Here is a 17,599-nt window from a genome sequence, read left to right as displayed (position 1 = left end):
CGGAAATGGGCGCTGTTCCGGCCAATGAAACTTATCAAAGTTCGGGGCGCGTATGCGTGAAAATCGGGCCTGGATCAAGTGGTTTTCCAGCCGCTCGCCCGATTGCACGCGGACGTTACTGCCTCAGCGCGGCGGTGATGGCGTCGAGGCCGCCCTGTAATTCCGCCTCTTTCGGCCAGCCGAAACCGACGCGGAAGAAGCGCTTGGGCATATCGAACCAGTGGCCGGGACCGACATAGGTGCCGTGGTTTTCCAAGAGATTGACGTAGAAACGGTCGAGGTCGAAGTCTGGACTGACATTGAGCCTTGGAAATCCGACGACGCCGCCTTGTGGCCGCACCCAGTCGACCAGCGGCTCGCGGTCGATCCAGTCTTGCACGATGTCGCGGCGTTTCGCCATCTCGGGCAGCAGCGCGCCCAAGAAAGCGTCGCGGCGCCCCAGCATGCCGCGCGCAATGCCTTCGTCGATGACGCTGCCGCAAATGCCGATCTGCTCCTTGGCGGCGAGGAAGCGCTCCTGCAGTTCGGCATCGCTGGTGATCAGCCAGCCAATGCGGATGCCGGGAATGCCGAAGGCTTTCGACAGCGACGAGACGCTGATCGCTTTGGGGCTGAGAGAAGCCGCCGCCGGCAGGCGCTGTCCATAGGAGAGGTCGCGATAGGTCTCGTCGACCAGCAGATGGCAGCCGCTCGCTTCGGCCAGCGCAATCAGCGCGTCGAGATCGGCCCGGCCCATCATCGTGCCGGTCGGGTTGTGCGGGCAGGTGACGCTGATCAGCTTGGTGTTCGGTTGCATGCTGGCGGCGACGCGGCCGAAATCGATGGCAAAGCCTGCGTCGAAATCGAGATCGACATAGGAGATGGCGCAGCCGATCGCCTTGGGGGTCTCGATGTTGGTGGCGTAGTTCGGCCGGACGACGACAAGATGGTCGCGCTCCGACAGAAGCGAGGTCGAAATGATGAAGAGCGCGCCCGCCGCACCGGCGGTCACCAGAACATCGTCAGCGGAGATGCCTTTGTCTTGCGCCGCGATCAGCGCCCGCAACTCCTTGTCGCCGCGATGCTCGCCGTAGAACAGCGTGAGATCCGGCAGCGACAGGCCGACGTCGGAGAGTTTCTGATCGGCGATCGAGCTTTCGGAGAGATTGAACCGAATGCGATCGTAGCCGTATTCCTCCGGCGCCTCTTTCTCGATCACCATTCTGGCGTAGTTCATCGCTGCTCCCCCAAAGCAATCTCTGTGGTGTATCCAAGCCACAAAAGCACGAAGCCTGCCAAGGCTCATTCGCCGGCAGGCTTCTGTTCCAGTCGTCCAAACGATTGGCTCAGGGCCGAGGCGCTGATCCCACTCAGGCCGGAACTTTGGCCTTCCGACCCTTGGCTTTCGCCGGCGCGGCCACTGCAGCCTTGCGGCCGAGGCCGATCGACTTGGCCAGCTCGGAGCGCGACGCCGCGTAGTTGGGGGCAACCATCGGATAGTCGGCCGGCAGGCCCCATTTGGTACGATAGGCTTCCGGCGTCAGGTTGAAATGGACGCCGAGATGGCGCTTCAGCGATTTGAATTTTTTGCCGTCCTCGAGGCAGATGATGTAATCCGGCGTCACCGACCGCTTGGGATTGACGGCCGGGATCTGCGGCGCCGCCACTGGGGCCGGCGGCTGGCTGAGCCCGCCGATCGACGCCGCAACGCTGGCGATGAGATCGCTCAGGCCGGCAACGGGCAAGCGGTTCTTCTCGACGTAAGCGGACACGATATGGGCGGTAAGCTCGAGCAGGTCGATGTCCTTGTCAGAGTCGTTGCTGTCGTCGGCCAATTTATCTCTCCGTCGCTAGGGGGGTGGCGGAAACTCCCAGAGTGGTCCCAGCGGAGCCGGAAATCCGCTCTAGTCATTTGTCTTGCCGCATATGTGCGGTTGCGCCAGATGATTCCATCCGGTGCCACCGATCTAATCGCCAAATCTGCGTAACGCAATGACTTCGTATCGCGCCACACGTCATTTTGAACAACTATACTGAATTTTAATACTATCAGACGATCAGCGCCTTGTCGCGCCATAGTCGAAAACCGCCCTCGAAAGCGCGCGTATTGTCGCCGCGCCTGGATGTGGCGGGCAATTCATCCAGTCTGTCGACATTGCCGCCGCCGATGACGACATAATCCGGCTGCAGCGCCGCACGCAGCCGCTCGACGACGTCGACAACGTATTTGCGCCATTTTTTCTTGCCGTATTTCTCCAGGCCGCGCTCGCCGACATAATCTTCGAAACTGCCGCCCTTGCGGTACGGCAGATGCGCCAGTTCCATTGGCTGGCCGACATTGTTGAGGATCATCGCCGCGCCCAGGCCGGTGCCGAGGCCGAGGAACAGCATGCGCCCGCCATCGTAGCTGCCGATCGCCTGCAGCAGCGCGTCGTTGACGACCTTGACCGGCTTGCCGAAGGCGGCGGCAAAATCGTAGCCGTCCCAGCCCTTGCCGAGATTGGCGGGATCGAGCGAAGGCCTGTTGTGCCTGACCGGGCCGGGATAGCCCATCGAGATCACGTCATAGGGCAGCCCTTCGGCCAGCGTCTTCACCGTGGCGACCATCTGCTGCGGCGTCAGATCCGGTCCGGAATCGGCCCGGCGCATCTCGCCGCCTGCGCTGGTGAGGATTTTTACGTGCGAGCCGCCGACATCGATCGTCAGCACGATCGGTTCCGCCTTGGCCTTCGCGGGCCTGGCTGCCTTGGCCATGTCGTTTCCTCCGCTCACTTGGCGCGTTCCCCGTTTCAGGGAAACGGGGGAATGCTCCAACTCTTTGTTTTTACGCAATTCCGGACGGAAAAACCGCTCGCACTTTCCTGGAATTGCTCAAGTCGGATTGATCCAGCCGTTGGGCGGCCCGAAGCTGGCCATGGCGTCGGCAGGCCCCCAGGTCTTCGGCTCATATATATGCGGCGGCGTGGTGTCGCCCAGCACCGGGCCGACGATGCGCCAGGCAAGCTCGCTGGCATCCTGGCGGGTGAACAATTGGCCATTGCCGTTCATGGCATCGCCGATCAGCCGCTCATAGGGCGGCATGTCGCCCTTCGAATCGTCGAGCGCGGTGAGCTCGACCTGCTCGCCGACCATATCGTCGCCGGGCGCCTTGCGTTGCGCGCCGATCGAGATCGCCACCTGCGGGTCGATGCGGAAGCGCACGTAATTTGCGTCGCTGGGCTTGATCGGATCGAAGACGTCGAGCGGCGGCCGCTTCAGCCGCACGATCACTTCGGTCACATGCACCGGCATGTTCTTGCCGGTGCGGATGAAGAACGGCACGTCCTGCCAGCGCCAGGTGTCGACCATGAAGCGCACGGCAGCAAAGGTTTCGACCGGCGAGTTCGGCTTCACGCCGGGTTCAGCGAGGTAGCCGGTGAACTGGCCGCGCACGACGTCGTCCTTGGTCAGCGTGCGGATGGCGCGCAGCACCTGCACCTTCTCGTCGATCAGATCGTCGGCCGAGCGGCCGACCGGCGGTTCCATGGCGAGCAGCAAAAGGATGTTGAGCAGATGGTTCTCGATCACATCGCGGATAGCGCCGACATCGTCATAGAATTTGCCACGGCCTTCGACGCCGAAGTCCTCGGCCATGGTGATCTGTACGCTTTCGACGAAGTTGCGGTTCCAGATCGGCTCGAGAAAGGAATTGGCAAAGCGGAAATAGAGCAGGTTCTGGATCGCCTCCTTGCCGAGATAGTGGTCGATGCGGAAGATCGACTGCTCTTCGAACACCAGATGCAGCACGCGGTTCAGCCAGCGCGCCGATTGGAGATCGTGGCCGAACGGCTTTTCCACCATCAGCCGCGCGCCATGCGCGGTACCGGATTGCTCCAGCCCCTGGACAACGGTCTCGAACATGGTCGGCGGCACCGCCATATAGTGCAGCGGCCGCTGCGCCGAGCCGAGCGCCGTCTTCAGCTTCTCGAAGGTCGCGCCGTCGCGGTAGTCGCCGCTGACATAGCGCAGCAGACTGGCGAATTTGGCGAAGATCTTTTCGTCGATCTTGCCGAGAGCGTTGACGATGCCGTCGCGGGCCCGCGCCTGCAATTGGTTGATGTCCCAGGCATCGAAGGCGACGCCGATCACCGGCTCGGTCAGCGTCCCCTTGGCTACCATCTGGTAGAGGGCCGGAAATATCTTCTTGTGGGCAAGGTCGCCGGTTGCTCCGAAGAGCACCAGCGTGTCGGACCGTTCCGGGCTCATCTTGCGCGTCTCCCCTGCGGCCTTCACTTGCCGGCCTTCGGCTTTTCGACATGGCCGCCAAAGGCATAGCGCATGGCCGACAGCAGCTTGTCGGCGAATTCGGATTCGCCCTGCGAGGAGAAGCGGTCGAACAAAGCCGAGGACAGAACCGGCGCCGGCACGCCGGTGTCGATCGCCGCCTTCAGCGTCCAGCGGCCTTCACCGGAATCGGAGACGCGGCCGCCGAACTGGGCCAATGCCGGGTCGCTCTTCAGAGCGCCGGCGGTGAGGTCGAGCAGCCAGGAGCCGATCACACTGCCATGGCGCCAGACCTCGGCCACCTGCGGCAGGTCGATGTCGAACTGATAGTATTGCGGGTTTTCCAAAGGGCTGGTCTCGGCGTCGGCAGTGCGCTGTCTTTTGCCGGCATTGGCCGATTTCAGGATGTTCATGCCTTCGGCGTAGGCGGCCATGACGCCATATTCGATGCCGTTGTGGATCATCTTGACGAAATGGCCGGCGCCGCTCGGTCCGCAATGCAGGTAGCCAAAGGGTGCGGTCCCGCCCGCCTTGTCGGGCGTGGCGCCGGCATCGGCGCCGGGCGCCAGCGTGGCGAAGATCGGATCGAGGTGTTTGACCGCCGTATCGGGGCCGCCGATCATCAGGCAGTAGCCGCGCTCCAAGCCCCAAACGCCGCCGCTGGTGCCGACATCGACATAGTGCAGGCCCTTGGCCGCAAGCTCGGCCGCCTGGTCGACAGCGTCGTGATAATAGGAATTGCCGCCGTCGATAATGATGTCGCCGGGCTCCATCAATGCTGCCACCTGGTCGGCGATCTTGCCGGTGATCGCCGCCGGCAGCATCAGCCAGGCGCTGCGCGGCTTGGAAAGCTTGCCGACGAACTCCTCCATCGATGCGGCGCCGATGGCACCATCGGCAACCAGGGCGGCAACGCTTGCCGGGTTGATGTCGTAGACGACGCATTGATGGCCGTCGCGCATCAGGCGGCGCACCATGTTGGCGCCCATCCTGCCCAGTCCCATCATTCCGATCTGCATGGTGTTGTCCTAGTCGCTTGAGGAAAGAAATTGCTGGCGAGTTAGTTCTCAATGCCGACGGTGAAGTCGACATTCTCCCAACGGTCGCCGTCGGGCCAGAAAAAAGTGAAGACGATCGTATTACCTCGCGGAATATCGGTCACCGGCAGATCCGCCATATGGACGCCAAAGACATTCACGGACGTGTTGATTTCATGGCTGGTCTGCCACTGGTCGCCGCTCCAGCGGATCAGTGCCGGCTGCAGCAGTTCAACCCGCAGCGTCTTGCCGGCTTCCATGGTGCGCAGCCTGTTGTTGAAGCGCCATATCCTCAGCGGCGAGCCGGTCTTGTCCCTGACATAGCGCTTGACGCCTTGCGGCGGCATGTCGAAGACGGCGCCGTCGCGGAGCGAGCGCAACAGCTTGATGTGTTCCGAATGCGCCCAGACCAGCGGCATGGCGCTGCCCGACGGCTTGCCCAGCCACAATTCGCGCTCCGGTATGTCGGCGCCGTCCCAGACCTGTTCCGGCAGCAGACCGCCCACCCCAGCCGAAGCCTCGAATGTGTCGAGCAGGCTTGCCGCCTTGTCCTTGCGGCCGGCGGCCAGCTCGTAGTGAGCGCGTTCGCCGGCCAGCAACGGCCAGGGTCGGCCCTGGCCGTTGCCGTCGAAGGGGGCGCCGTCGGCGTGTTCGCCATAACCGTCGCTGGTGTAGCGGTACCATAGAGGCCCTTGCGGCAGGTCGCAGCGCAGTTGCGCGTCGATGATCTTGACCGTGCCGACGATGCGCGGATCGTCCGCGGCCCTGAGGCCGAAGCGGACCAGCGCCAGCGCGTCCGGGCTGACAATCGCTTCGGCCGGCTTGTCGGTATCGCCCGGCGGACGGTTCTTGATCGGTACGAAGCCGTCCTTCGGCGATGCGGCGCCTGAAGCGTCGGCCGGCGCGATGCGGATGTAGTACCCGTCGACGCCAGCCTCGTGGCACTCCGGTGTGCCGCTGACATAGGTCCAGCGCTCGATCTGGTCGTTCCAGCAATCTGCGACCTCGCGCAAATAGTTAGCCGGCTCGGGTTTGCCGTTGACGTCGAACAGATCGGCGGCGCCAAGCAGTGCCGATATTTCGACGGCGAGCGTGAATGGGCTGTAGCCCGCGTCCTCTTCCCAGCGGTCCTGCCCGGTGACGGGGCCATTGCGCACGATATAGGACGCTGCTTTCTCGACCATCGGCATGAAGGCGGCGAGCTTTGCGCGCGGCAGGTGGCCGGCGCGGTGCAGCGCATCGGCAAGCAGCAGCGGGAAGGCGCATTCGTCCATCTGGATGCCCGGCCAATAGAGCGAGCCGTCGAGCCACACATTTTGTGGCCAGTGGCCGTCCGGCTGCTGGATGGAACGGAGATAGGCGAGGATCTCAAGCGCCTGCGCCGGATCGCCGGCGGCGAGGAAGCCGCCCGCAGTTTCGACGAGGTCGCGCGGCCAGACCAGATGATATCCGCCAAGGTCGTCGTCGCCCTTGCTGAACCCCCAGGGGATCGACAGGCTGGCGACGGCCGCACCGGGCCTCGCCAGCGACAGGTGTGTCGCCAGCACCGCTGTGCTGACGCGGTAGGTGTTGAGGCCGGATGCATCATGGTGGTCGAGCGCCGTCAGGCCTGCCTGCCATTTCCGCCATTTCGCGACATAGACCTTTGCCGCCGGCTCAAACCCGCGTTTCAGGCTGGCGGCGGCGTTTTCGGCCGCTTCATCCGGCGTTGCCCCAAACCCAAGCGCAAGCAAGGCTTTGCTGTTGCGTAAGGAAAAGCCGATCTCGCCGGTCAGCGCGACATTGCCGTCCTCCGCCCTTTGGCAGGCCGGATTGAGCCGGCCGGCGCGGCTGAGTTGCTGCCAGCCGTCGGAAAAGCCTGCATAGCCGGCCGAGCAATCACCCCAGGGCAGCGAGGATGCAAGCGCCAGGCAGGTGCCGCGCCCGGACGCGAACAGCATCGGCCTCCCCTTGTGCTCGTCGGTCCAGGCGGTGTTGCCCATGCCGGCATTGACCAGATGCGGCGCCAGCAGGGCGTAGACGCGGTAGTCCGTGGCCACGCCCTCGAGTGCCGTGAAGCTGGTTTCCTGCAGCAAGGCCGGGCGCGCCGGATCCGCCAGGATGCGCTTTTCGATCTGGTAACGCGCCGTCGCGTTGATCAGCCGGTAGGCGGGCACGCCGTCCTCGAACGGCTCGATGGCATGTGTGGCGTCACGCTTCTCCTCGGAAAACCAGCCGCCGGGACCGGTGACCAGCAGTCCCATGTCGCGCGTGCAGGCGCTGTCGAGGCCGGGATAGTAGACTTCATTGACGATGCCATGGCTGAGCGTGAACCAGACGCGGCTCGCCGTCGAAAGCGCGGCACCTACGCCGCTCTTGGCGCTTGACGTCCAGCGCGCCGGAATTCCGGGCGCGCCCATTCTTTTGGGTGCACTGGGGGGAAGGGTCGGCGGCGTCGCTGCCATGCATGGTCTCCTGGGCCCTTCCCTAGACCAGCAGGCGAAGGCTTTTCAATCATCGCACCTGAAGTTGATCGCCAAAGCGTAACCGATCGCAGTTGACAAGCGAGCTCATCTGCATTTGTCTGACAATAGATAAAAAACAGGCAGCCAACGCCAAAACCATCAGCAACAGTCGGCGGGGCCGACAATCCATGGGAGGATTATGACATGAAGAAACTGCTCGTCCTGAGCGCTCTGGCGGCGATGCTCGCCTCGGGCACGGCGCTTGCCGACACCAGCGGCAAGAAGATCGCCTTCTCCAACAATTACGCCGGCAATTCGTGGCGCCAGGCGATGCTCGACAGCTACGGCATCGTCACCAAGAAGGCGGTGGAGGACAAGATCGTCGGCGCCGCCGACATCTTCACCACCGCCGACAAGGAAGTGCCGACGCAGGCTGCCCAGGTGCAGAACCTGATCCTGCAGGGTTATGACGCCATCGTCATCAATGCCGCATCGCCGGATGCGCTGAACGGCGCCATCAAGCAGGCCTGCGATGCCGGCATCGTCGTCGTCTCCTTCGACGGGACGGTCACCGAACCTTGCGCCTACCGCGTCGTCGTCGACTTCAAGGACATGGGCAAGCAGGAAGTCGAGCAGATGGCCAAGTTCCAGCCCAAGGGCGGCAATTTGCTGGAAATCCGCGGCCTTGCCGGCACCTCGATCGACGATGCCATCCATGCCGGCATCCTCGAAGGCGTCGCCGCCCATCCCGAGTTCAAGATCGTCGGTTCGGTGACCGGCGACTGGGACCAGACGACGGCGCAGAAGGCGGTCGCGACGATCCTGCCTTCGTTGCCCGACATCGTCGGCATCGTCGACCAGGGCGGTGACGGTTATGGCGCGGCACAAGCCTTTGCCGCCGCAGGCAAGCCGCGTCCGACCATCATCATGGGCAACCGCCAGGACGAGCTGAAATGGTGGAAGGAGCAGAAGGACAAGGATGGCTACCAGACCTGGTCGGCCTCGATCGCGCCCGGCGTGTCGTCGCTGGCCTTCTGGGTGGCGCAGCAGGTGCTCGACGGCCGCACCGACATTCCGCATGACCTTTTGGTGCCGTATCTCGCCTTTACCCAGGACAATTTCGAGACCGAGCTGCCGAAAATCAAGGAGGGCGGCGTCGCCACCCACGAATACAGCCAGCAAGACGCAATCGCGGCGATCAAAGCCAATATCAAGTGATGCATTGCATTCATTGCCAGCGGCATGACCGACCGGATATCGTTGAGCATGCCTGAGGCCAATACGGACATCATCAGACTGGGCGGCGCCGAAAAACATTTCGGCGCCGCCCATTTGGACATCATCAGGCTTAACGGCGCCGAAAAACATTTCGGCGCCGTTCGGGCGCTTAACGGCGTCGACTTCCATGTTGTATCAGGCGAATGCGTCGGGCTGGTCGGCCACAACGGAGCCGGCAAATCGACGCTGATGCATATGGTGGCCGGTACGCTGCAGCCCGATGGCGGTGAGATCGCGGTGCGTGGCAATGCCGAAACCGACTACTCGGTGGCGCGCGCGCTGAAACTCGGCATACGCTGCGTGTTCCAGGAACTGTCGCTCTGCCCTAACCTCAGTATCGCGGAGAATACGCGCATCAACCATCCGGCGCTCACCGGCTTCGGCTGGCGACGCAAGGCGGCTGCTCTCATTGCCGCCAAGCTGGACGAAATCTTTCCGGATCACGGCATCTCGGCAGACGACATTGCCGGCGATCTCTCCATCGGCCGGCGGCAGATGGTCGAGGTGGCGCGCGCCTTCACGGTGACGCGCGATCCGCTCGACTTGGTCATTCTCGACGAGCCGACCTCTTCGCTGGACGCGCATACTGCGGGCCAGCTGCTTGCCTTCGTGCGCCGTTTCGTAGCCACCGGGGGCAGCTGCATCCTGATCTCGCATGTGCTGGGCGAGGTGCTGCAGAATGCCGACCGCATCGTGGTCATGCGCGACGGCAAGGTGGTCGCCACGGACGTTGCAAAAGCGTTCGACCGCGACCGGCTGGTGGCCACCATGGGCGGCGCGGAAGCGCGCGAGAAGATCGCGGCGGAGATCGCCGCCAGGCCGGCGGCGGGCCCGCTCAGGGTGCGGGCGCGGCCCGAGCGGCAGCAGGACGGCAAGGAGCTTGTCGCTCGCGCCGGCGAGATCATCGGGCTTGCCGGGCTTGCCGGCCAGGGCCAGACCGACCTGTTGCTGGCGATCTTTGCCGCCGCGACGCGTAGAAGGCTTGATATCGAGGTGACCGCCCCGGTGGCGCTGGTGGCCGGAGACCGCCAATCGGACGGCATTTTCCCGCAATGGTCTATTGCCGAAAACATCGGCATCCGCTCGCTGGCGCGGCTGCGCAAAGGGTTGCTGATCTCGCCGCAGCGCGAGGCCGAGCTTGCTGAGTTTTGGAAGCAGAAGATCGGCATCCGCACGCCTGACATGACCAACAACATCTTCTCGCTGTCCGGCGGCAACCAGCAGAAGGCGCTGTTTGCCCGCGCACTGGGTTCCGATGCGCAGATCGTGCTGATGGACGATCCGATGCGCGGCGTGGACATCGGCACCAAGCTTGAGGTCTACGATCTCGTGCGCGAGGAGGCGGCCAAGGGCCGGACCTTCCTCTGGTACACCACCGAGACCGAAGAGCTCGACAATTGCGACCACATCCATGTCTTCAAGAACGGCCGCATCGTCGCCAATCTCACGCGCGACGAGCTGACCGAGGAAAAGATCATCCAGTCCTCATTCGGCGACGCGGCCTGAGATGACGGCAGTCGCTCCCGGCCCTACGTCCTCGCCGCGCAGCAGCGCGGCCCGCGCGCGCCTGCTGCGCAGCCTGTTGCCGGCGCTGTCGCTGGCGCTGGTGGTTATCGCCATCGCCTGGCTCAACCCACGCGCCATCAGCTATTTCGGCTTCAGCCTGATGTTGAACCTCGCTATTCCGATCGCGCTGGCGACGATCGCCCAGATGTTCGTCATCGCCGGCAATGAGCTCGATCTGTCGATCGGCACCTTTGTCGGCTTTGTCGGCTGCGTCACCGCGACCTGGCTGAAGGACGCGCCGCTGCTCGGCGTGATCATCCTGCTCGGCTCCATAGGCGTTTATGCGCTGCTCGGCGCACTGATCCATCTGCGCAATCTGCCGTCGATCGTGGTGACGCTGGGCATGAGCTTCGTCTGGCAGGGGCTTGCCATTCTGGTGCTGCCCAAGCCCGGTGGCAAGGCGCCGGACTGGCTCTTGTCGCTGATGGCCTTCAAGCCGCCCTTCATTCCGTTCCCTATCATCGCCGCGCTGGCGATCGCAGCGGTGGTGCATTTTGGGCTGATGCGCACCTCCTATGGCGTCATCCTGCGGGGATCCGGCGGCAATCCGGCGGCGCTCAGGCGCGCTGGCTGGTCGCTGCTTCGAACCAAGATCGTGCTGTTTGCGCTGACCGGCCTATTCGGCGTTCTGTCCGGCATGGCGCTGATCGGCATCACCACCTCGGCCGACGCCAATATCGGCAATGGCTACACGCTGCTGGCGATCGCCGGCGTCATTCTCGGCGGCGGCGAGTTCGTCGGCGGCCGGGTGTCGCCGATCGGCGCCGTGCTCGGCGCGCTGACACTGGCGCTGGCGGCATCGCCTCTGCTCACCTTCATGCACATTCCGCCGGATTGGCAGGTCGCCGCCAACGGCGCCATCCTGATCATCGTGCTGGCAGCCCGCGTCCTGATCAGCCGCAGGGAGAGGTAGCGATGACGCTGGTTAAATCGCTGGCCGCCAAACCCTGGATATGGTCGTTCATCGGCGCGATGTTCGTCTGGCTGGCGACCATCGCTTTCACCGGCGGCTATGGCGGCGGTGGCATGGTCACGGCGGCACTGTCGCTGGCGGTGTTCACCGTCATCGTCGGAGTCGGCCAAATGTTCGTCATCACGCTCGGGCCAGGCAATGTCGACCTGTCGCTGCCGGCCAATATCGGGCTCGCCAGTGCCGTCGCCATGAAGGTCATGGGCGGCAGCGATTCCATGATCGTGGTCGGGCTGCTCGCCGCGCTCGCCTGCGGCGCCGCCATCGGTGCCGTCAACTATCTCCTGATCTGGGCGCTGAGGATCCCGCCGATCATCGCCACTCTGTCGGCCAGCTTCATCATCCAGTCGATCGACATCAGCTATGGGCGTGGCCTGCAGATCAAGCCGCCGCCCGGCTTTGCCGATTTTGCGAACTGGCAAATCCTGGGCATTCCAGTGCTGGCGATCCTTACCGTATTGTTCAGCATCGGTGCGGCCATCGCCTTGCAGCGCATGATCTATGGCCGCTCGGTGCTGGCGATCGGCCAGAACATCCGCGCCGCGTGGCTTGCCGGCGTCAATGTCGGCCGCACCCGCTTCCTGACTTACACGCTGTCGGGCGCGCTCGGCGGCATGGACGGGGCGCTGCTCGCCGGCTATTTCCGCGGCGCCAATGTCGATATCGGCAACGAGTACCTGCTGGCCTCGATCGCCGTCGTCGTCATCGGCGGCACCTCGGTCGCCGGTGGCAAGGCCAATGTTCCCGGTGTCTGGGGCGCGGCGCTGTTCCTGGTGCTGCTTCTGACCATGCTCAACACGTTCGGCGTCAGCGCCGGCGTTCGGCTGTTGCTGACCGGGCTGATCATCGTCGGCGTCATCACCGTAGCCGGCGGCGAGAAAGCGCTGCGCTAAAAGGCGTGAGCCCGGCAGCAGTCCCGCCAAATTTGACCATGTGGACAAAAGTCCGCACCCGTTCCATAGTTCCGCGTCTGATTTCGGAACAGTCGGCTCGACACGGCTGTCAAACAGAGGGGCACTAGATGGAAAACCGGAAAAACAAATCGCAATCGACCGGCCTGTCGCGGCGCGACGTGCTGGAACTCGGCGCACTTGGCCTGGCCGCAGCCATGCTGCCGGGTGCAGCCCTCGCCAAGGACAAGAAGCTGAAGGTGGCGGCGATCTTCGCCACGCCGATCGAGGAGCCGTGGGACAACCAGATCCACGTCGCCCTGCAGAAGGCCGAGAAGGAACTCGGCATCGAATACAAATGGTCGGAAAAGGTGCAGACCGCCGATTTCAGCCGCGTCATGCGCGAATATGCGCAAGGCGGGTACCAGCTGGTGCTGGGCGACGCCTTCGCCGCCGAGCGTGAATCGCGCCGCACGGCAAAGCAGTTCCCGAAGACGGCATGGCTGTTCGGCTCGGGCGCCGGCCCGGCCGAGCCCAATTTCGGCGTCTTCGACAACTGGATCCACGAGCCGGCCTATCTGTCCGGCATGATCGCCGGCAAGATGTCGAAGTCGGGCACGATCGGCGCGGTGGCGGCCATGGGCATTCCGGAAGTGAACCGGCTGGTCAACGCCTTCTTTGCCGGCGCCAAGGAGGTCAATCCCAACATCAAGAAGAAGGTCGCCTTCATTGGCTCGTTCTTCGATCCGCCCAAGGCCAAGGAAGCGGCGGTCGCCCAGATCGATGCCGGCGTCGATGTCATCTATGCCGAGCGCTTCGGCGTCATCGAGGCGGCGGTGGACAAGAAGATCCTCGCCATCTCCAACATGTCCGACCAGTCGAGCCTCGGCCCCGACACGGTCATAACCGGGCCGGTCTGGGACATGTATCCGACGGTCGAGCAGGCGATCAAGCTGGTCAAGGCCGGTGTCTTCACCGCGCAGGATTATGGCGATTTCTCGCGCATGGCCAAGGGCGGGTCGTTCCTGGCGCCCTACCATAAATTCGACAAGACGCTGCCGGCGGATGTGAAGGATCTGGTCGAGAAGAAGAAGGCCGAGATCCTGGAAGGCAATTTCCGGGTGGATGTGGATGAGAACACGCCGGTTTCGGATTAGCTCGGCGTACCCTCCCCCTTGAGGGGAGGGTGGCCCGCAGGGCCGGGTGGGGTCCTCCGCGAAGTGCTCCATCCTGCTAAGTCATGGGTTGAGGCAGTTGAGGTGACCCCACCCGCCTCGCTTCGCTCGGCACCCTCCCCTCGAGGGGGAGGGGTATCTCCGCAGGAGCATCCTTGTCCGCCCCTCTCATCGAAATGCGCGCCATCACCAAGAGCTTCGGCGCCGTCAAGGCGAATGAGGCTGTCGATCTAAGCGTAGCCCCAGGTGAGATCCTCGGCCTGCTGGGCGAAAACGGCGCCGGCAAGACGACGCTGATGAATGTGCTGTTCGGCGCCTATGCGCCGGATGCCGGCGAAATTCTTATCCAGGGCAAGACCGTGCGGATCACCAGTTCGGCCGATGCGCTGGCCGCCGGCATCGGCATGGTGCACCAGCATTTTCATTTGGCGCCAAGGCTGACGGTCCTGGAAAACCTTCTGATTGGCATTCCCGGCAAATCCGGCCGCATCGACCGCGCCGGCGGACTTGCCCGGTTGTCCGACATCAGCCGTCAGCATGGGCTGACGCTGGACCCCAACCTGCCTGTCTCCGCGCTGTCGGTCGGCGAGCAGCAGCGGCTCGAAATCGTCAAGGCGCTGTTTCGCGGCGCCAGGCTGTTAATCCTCGACGAGCCGACGGCGGTGTTGGCGCCGAGCGAGGTCGACGGGCTGTTTTCGGCGCTGCGCTCGATGGCGGCGCAGGGGCTCGGCATCATCTTCATCTCGCATAAATTGAACGAGGTGCGGGCGCTCACCCATCGCTGCACCGTGTTGCGGCATGGCCGCGTCGCCGGCCGTGTCGACGATCCGGCGAACACGACATCGGCAGAAATGGCGCAGCTGATGTGCGGCCATGAGATCGTGCCGCCGGCAAGAGGACCTTCGACCCCAGGCGCGGCGGTGCTGACGCTCGACGGTATTTCCACCTCACGGCATTCGGGGACGCCGCTGCGCGACGTATCGCTTGCCGTTCGCGCGGGCGAAATCCTCGGCATTGCCGGGGTCTCCGGCAATGGCCAGCGGGCGCTGGCCGAGGTGATTTCCGGCACGCGCGCGCCCGACGCCGGCGCGATGACGATAGCCGGCAAACCTGTTGCGCGGTTCTCGCCGCGCGAGGTGCAGGCGCTCGGCCTTGGCCGCATCCCGGAAGACCGTATGACGACCGGGCTGGTCACCAATCTGCCGCTCGCCGATTCCATGGTGTTGCCGCGCATTGGTACTGCGGCTTTCAGCAGCCGGGGCCTGCTCAAGCCAGATGCGATCCGCGCCTTCGCCGAAGAACAGATCAAGGCCTATGACATCAGGTGCCCCGGGCCGATGACCCGCGCCGGCGCGCTGTCGGGCGGCAATCTGCAGAAGGCGCTGCTGGCGCGCGAACTGGCTTTCGACCCGAAGGTGCTGATCGTCTCGCAGCCGACGCGCGGCCTCGACATCGGTGCCACCCGCTTCATCCACGAAAAATTCCTCGACATGCGTGCCAAGGGCTGCGGGATCATCGTCATCGGCGAGGATCTCGAAGAGCTGCTGGTGCTCTGCGACCGCATCGCGGTGATGTATGAGGGCCGCATCGCCGGCACGCTGGACAGCGCCGATGCGACCATCGCGCGGCTTGGGCTGCTGATGACCGGGGCGGAGGGCAGAGCCTAGATGGACTTTCTCACTCGGTTCCTCGCAGAAACCTCAAATAATACTGCCCGCTTTTGGCTGACTTTAAGCGTCAGCGCTGCCCCTCACCTGCCTGCCGGCATCCTCTCCCCGTATAGAGACGGGGAGAGGGGCTCTCACCCATGGTTTCGCCAATCACCACAGCTGCAAGAGGGGAGTTGCATAGGGCCCGGATCCCTTCTCCCCGTGTCTATTCGGGGAGAAGGTGCCGGCAGGCGGATGAAGGGCGGCGCGACCGTCTGGGCGGCGGAGGGGCATAGCTGATGTTCCGCCTCGAAGCCCGCAGTTCCACCCCCGCCTGGTTCAATCTCGCTTTGCCGCTGCTGGCCATCGGCGCAGCGCTGGTCCTGTGCAGCGGCCTCATCGCGCTGGCAGGCGCCGGCGTGCTTGAGGCCTATGGCGTGATGCTGTCGGCCTCGTTCGGCGACAGCTATGCCATCACCGAAACGCTGGTGCGCGCCGCCCCGATGATCTTCACCGGGCTGGCTGTGGCCGTCGCCTTCCGGGCCAAATTCTGGAACATCGGCGCCGAGGGCCAATTGCTGGCCGGCGCCGTGGCCAGCTGCTTCGTCGGCGCCATCCCAATGCCGGGCGCGCTGGCGATCCTGTCGATGGCGCTGGCGGGCGCTGCTGCCGGTGCCGCGGTAGCGCTGGTGCCCGCGACGCTCAGGGTCAAATTCAAGGTGGATGACGTCGTCAGCTCGCTGCTGCTCAACTCGGTCATCTACTATGCGCTGATGGCGCTGATCGAGGGGCCGTGGAAGGACTCGTTCAGCGGCTATCCGATCTCGCCGCCGATCGAGGATTCGGCGAATTTCCCGGTGCTGCTCGAAGGCACAAGGCTGCATCTGGGTGTCATCGCCGCGTTGATCGCGGCCCCGTTGATCTGGTTCCTGATCGTGCGCACCACGCTCGGCTTCCGGATCAGGGTCACCGGCGAAAGCCCGGAAGCCGCCCGCTATGGCGGCATACATGTCGAGCGGGTGCTGATCTCGACGGCGCTGCTGTCGGGCGCGCTGGCCGGGCTTGCCGGCGTCGGCGAGGTCGGCGGCGTGCATTTCCAGGTGATGAGCGACATTTCGCCGGGCTATGGCTATTCCGGCATCGTCGTTGCCATGCTGGCCAGGCTCAATCCGCTCGGCGTCGTACCGGCGGCGATCTTCCTGGCCGCCGTGATGACCGGCGCCGAAGCGATGTCGCGCGCCACCGGCGTGCCGGCGTTCCTCAGCGATGTCATCCAGGGCACGGCGCTGCTCGCCATGCTGGTGGCGCTGCTGTTCACGGCCTATCGCATCCGCCGCGTCGGTGCCGCCTTATGAGCGCGGTGTTCGAACAGATCTTTCAGGTCGGCTTCCTCGCCGCCATTATCCGCATCGCCACGCCGCTGGCATTTGCCACGCTGGGCGAGATGTTCTCCGAGCGGGCCGGCGTGCTCAATCTCGGTATCGAAGGCATCATGCTGCTCTGCGCGATGACCGGCTTCACCGCCGCCAGCCTCAGCGGCAGCCTGTGGCTCGGCGTGCTGGCCGCGGTGTTGACCGGCATGGCGATGAGTGCGCTGCATGCGCTGTTCACCGTGGCGCTCGGCCTCAGCCAGCATGTCTGCGGCATCGGCGTTACTTTGTTCTCGTCCGGCCTTGCCTATTTCCTCTACCGTCTGACCTTCGGCCAGCAATCGGTGCCGCCCAGCATCAAGGGTTTTCAGACGGTGCCGATCCCGCTGCTGTCGGATATTCCGGTTCTGGGGTCAGCGGTTTTCAACCAGTTTGCGCTGGTCTACTTGGCAATCATTGCCATCCCGCTCGCTGCTTTCGTGCTCTACCGCACGCCTTGGGGGCTGTCGGTGCGGATGGTCGGCGAGAACCCGCGCGCCGCTGATTCCGCTGGGGTCAGCGTCATCGCCACGCGCTTCCAGGCGGTCATCCTCGGCGGTGCGCTGATGGGGCTTGCGGGCGCCTTCCTCACCATGGCACAGTTCAACGCCTTCACCTTTGGTGTCGTGTCGGGCCGTGGCTGGGTGGCGATCGCGCTGGTCGTGTTCGGCCGCTGGGACCCGTGGCGCTCTGCGGGCGCGGCGCTGCTGTTCGCCTTCGTCGATGCGCTACAATTGCGCATGCAGGCGAGCGGCCTCGGGCATATTCCCTATGAGACGTTCTTGATGCTGCCGTTCATTTTCACCATCGTCGCGATGGCCGTGATGTCACGCAACGCGGTTGCGCCGTCGGCGCTGCTGAAGCCGTTTCGACGAGAAGAGCGGTAAGCGAGTAGGACTTGGCGCCCTTCCTCTCCCCCGATCGACGGGGGAGAGGAAA

Annotated in this window: 14 protein-coding genes; 8 read left to right on the top strand and 6 right to left on the bottom strand. The window is 64.2% G+C overall.

All coding sequences use genetic code 11. The features are described 5' to 3' along the window. Nucleotides 1–115 precede the first annotated feature (115 nt). The 6 genes from NKH22_RS25675 to NKH22_RS25650 form a co-directional block, all read right to left on the bottom strand. Nucleotides 116–1,216 carry an aminotransferase class I/II-fold pyridoxal phosphate-dependent enzyme gene (locus NKH22_RS25675; protein WP_023736801.1) on the bottom strand — a complete coding sequence of 367 codons (1,101 nt, stop codon included), beginning with the start codon at nt 1,214–1,216 and terminating at the stop codon, nt 116–118. Nucleotides 1,217–1,349: 133 nt separating this feature from the next. Beyond that, nucleotides 1,350–1,814, bottom strand: coding sequence for a Ros/MucR family transcriptional regulator (locus NKH22_RS25670; RefSeq protein WP_023687743.1), 465 nt, complete (start codon nt 1,812–1,814; stop codon nt 1,350–1,352). A 214-nt stretch (nt 1,815–2,028) separates the two neighbouring features. Beyond that, complete coding sequence (locus tag NKH22_RS25665) at nt 2,029–2,733, bottom strand: ROK family protein (RefSeq protein WP_023736802.1); 705 nt, start codon at nt 2,731–2,733, stop codon at nt 2,029–2,031. 117 nt (nt 2,734–2,850) lie between these two features. After that, the gene (gene zwf, locus NKH22_RS25660; protein ID WP_352911568.1) at nt 2,851–4,224 is read right to left on the bottom strand and encodes a glucose-6-phosphate dehydrogenase; all 1,374 of its coding nucleotides are present in this window, start codon (nt 4,222–4,224) and stop codon (nt 2,851–2,853) included. 23 nt (nt 4,225–4,247) lie between these two features. Beyond that, the gene (gene gnd / locus NKH22_RS25655) at nt 4,248–5,261 is read right to left on the bottom strand and encodes a phosphogluconate dehydrogenase (NAD(+)-dependent, decarboxylating) (protein ID WP_023683928.1); all 1,014 of its coding nucleotides are present in this window, start codon (nt 5,259–5,261) and stop codon (nt 4,248–4,250) included. A 41-nt stretch (nt 5,262–5,302) separates the two neighbouring features. Then, nucleotides 5,303–7,723 (bottom strand): glucan 1,4-alpha-glucosidase, encoded by a 2,421-nt coding sequence (locus NKH22_RS25650; protein WP_023736804.1) that lies wholly within the window; start codon nt 7,721–7,723, stop codon nt 5,303–5,305. Nucleotides 7,724–7,927: 204 nt separating this feature from the next. Here NKH22_RS25650 and NKH22_RS25645 point away from each other — a divergent pair, with 204 nt between their 5' ends. From NKH22_RS25645 to NKH22_RS25610, 8 genes are all read left to right on the top strand, one after another. Next, a complete protein-coding gene (locus tag NKH22_RS25645) occupies nt 7,928–8,941 on the top strand; it encodes an ABC transporter substrate-binding protein (protein WP_023736805.1) in 1,014 nt (337 codons plus the stop codon). A gap of 48 nt (nt 8,942–8,989) precedes the next feature. Continuing rightward, complete coding sequence (locus NKH22_RS25640) at nt 8,990–10,507, top strand: sugar ABC transporter ATP-binding protein (protein WP_352911566.1); 1,518 nt, start codon at nt 8,990–8,992, stop codon at nt 10,505–10,507. Nucleotide 10,508: 1 nt separating this feature from the next. Continuing rightward, a complete protein-coding gene (locus NKH22_RS25635) occupies nt 10,509–11,480 on the top strand; it encodes an ABC transporter permease (protein WP_023694460.1) in 972 nt (323 codons plus the stop codon). A gap of 2 nt (nt 11,481–11,482) precedes the next feature. Beyond that, the gene (locus NKH22_RS25630; protein ID WP_023694459.1) at nt 11,483–12,430 is read left to right on the top strand and encodes an ABC transporter permease; all 948 of its coding nucleotides are present in this window, start codon (nt 11,483–11,485) and stop codon (nt 12,428–12,430) included. Nucleotides 12,431–12,558: 128 nt separating this feature from the next. Then, a complete protein-coding gene (locus tag NKH22_RS25625; protein ID WP_023694458.1) occupies nt 12,559–13,584 on the top strand; it encodes a BMP family protein in 1,026 nt (341 codons plus the stop codon). Between the two features lie 173 nt (nt 13,585–13,757). Continuing rightward, nucleotides 13,758–15,269 carry an ABC transporter ATP-binding protein gene (locus NKH22_RS25620; protein ID WP_352911563.1) on the top strand — a complete coding sequence of 504 codons (1,512 nt, stop codon included), beginning with the start codon at nt 13,758–13,760 and terminating at the stop codon, nt 15,267–15,269. A gap of 281 nt (nt 15,270–15,550) precedes the next feature. Further along, nucleotides 15,551–16,606, top strand: a complete 1,056-nt coding sequence (locus tag NKH22_RS25615) for an ABC transporter permease (RefSeq protein WP_023683937.1) — start codon at nt 15,551–15,553, stop codon at nt 16,604–16,606. Beyond that, nucleotides 16,603–17,547, top strand: a complete 945-nt coding sequence (locus tag NKH22_RS25610; protein ID WP_023694455.1) for an ABC transporter permease — start codon at nt 16,603–16,605, stop codon at nt 17,545–17,547. The genes NKH22_RS25615 and NKH22_RS25610 overlap by 4 nt, the downstream gene beginning before the upstream one ends. Nucleotides 17,548–17,599 lie beyond the last annotated feature (52 nt).

Origin of the sequence: Mesorhizobium sp. M1252 (genome assembly GCF_040318265.1) — a bacterium.
Lineage (GTDB): Bacteria > Pseudomonadota > Alphaproteobacteria > Rhizobiales > Rhizobiaceae > Mesorhizobium.
This window is presented reverse-complemented; position numbering and strand designations above follow the sequence as displayed.